The 1455-nt window shown below is 47.5% G+C and carries 2 protein-coding genes; both read left to right on the forward strand.

All coding sequences use genetic code 11. The features are described from left to right. Positions 1-58 precede the first annotated feature (58 nt). Positions 59-370 (forward strand): helix-turn-helix transcriptional regulator, encoded by a 312-nt coding sequence (locus QJ48_RS31480; protein WP_054977285.1) that lies wholly within the window; start codon positions 59-61, stop codon positions 368-370. Positions 371-466: 96 nt separating this feature from the next. Then, positions 467-1455 (forward strand): MFS transporter (locus QJ48_RS31485; RefSeq protein WP_054977286.1); only part of this gene is annotated, 989 nt, incomplete at its 3' end.

A 1455-nucleotide genomic window follows, 5' to 3' on the forward strand; every position in this document is an offset into this window, starting at 1 on the left:
ATCATATTCCCTACTATGTCAGCTTTACAAATCTACAAAAATAGATATAATGATGCGTATGGATCCTTCATTGATATATAAAGCATTGTCTAACGAGACCCGTCGTCAAATCATGGTGTGGTTAAAAGACCCGGAGCAATATTTCGATAAAACCCCTTATATCGAGCACGGGATCGATTTCTGCATCGGCGTGTGTGTATCGGATATTCAAACGAAAGCGGAGCTTGCCCAATCGGTCGTGTCCAACTATTTGTTAACGATGCAAAAAGCCGGCCTGTTGGAAGCGGAGCGGTATGGAAAGTGGACGTTTTATCGTCGGAACGAAAAGACCATTCAGCAATTTGCCGAGTATATTCGGGCCGAACTTTAGAAAGAAAGGAGAGACTCTCTTTTTTTTATTTTTATGCATATTCATATCTAGATATATATATTTAAAGATTACATAGGAAATGGAGACTTGCGAAAGATGAATAAGATCAACCCGTTGCTTATCCTCGTTCTGGCATTAGGCGTATTCGGAATTATCACGACGGAAATGGGAATTGTCGGGGTGCTGCCCCAGGTTACGCAGAAATTCAACATCTCCGCCACGCAGGCTGGATGGCTGGTCAGTATATTTGCTTTGGTCGTTGCGGTTTCAGGCCCGTTCCTGACGCTGCTCGCCTCCGGCATGAATCGCAAATTCATTCTGTTAACCGCAGTGTTATTGTTTGCGATTTCCAATATCGTGTATGCATTTACGACGAGATTTGACGTCATGCTCGCTTTCCGCATTATTCCGGCTATTGTTCATCCCGCTTTCTTTTCAGTTGCGCTTGTCACGGCAGCATCGCTCGTTTCTCCGGAGAAAAGCGGCCAGGCGGTCACCAAGGTTTTTGCCGGCATTACGGTCGGGTTTGCCTTCGGCGTGCCGTTGACTTCCTATCTGGCGGAGCGGGTCTCACTGGAAGCCGCTTTCCTGTTCGGGGCTGTTGTCAGTCTCGTGGCCTTTATCGGGATTTGGGCCTGGCTTCCCTCGATGCCGGTTCAAGCAAAGTTGTCTTACGGCGCACAGCTCGGTATTTTACGCAAGCCCGCATTGTGGCTAAATATCGCCGCAGTGACGAGTATATTCGCCTCGATGTTCTCGGTTTACAGCTACTTCGCCGAATATCTCGGACAAGTCACCCATATGAACGGCTCCTGGATCAGTATGATGCTGATGATGTTTGGAGTGATCATGATTTTGGGCAACTTCTTATTCGGAAGCTTTTTGCAAAAGAGCGTTCTTCGAACGACGGTCCTTTTTACCGTAGTTTATGCTGCTGCTTACCTCCTGATTTATTATGCGGGAGGATATTTCATCCCCATGATCGTAATGATCCTGCTGTGGGGGATTGTGCATTCCGGCGGGCTTATTGTCAGCCAAAGCTGGCTTATGACTGAAGCGCAGGAGGCCCCTGAGTTCGGCGACAG

This window comes from Paenibacillus sp. A3, from assembly GCF_001399685.1.
GTDB lineage: Bacteria > Bacillota > Bacilli > Paenibacillales > NBRC-103111 > Paenibacillus_G.

What these genes read in the sequence shown, in the direction of transcription:
- QJ48_RS31480 (WP_054977285.1), top strand. Translation starts at nt 59, where the DNA reads ATGGATCCTTCATTGATATATAAAGCATTGTCTAACGAGACCCGTCGT.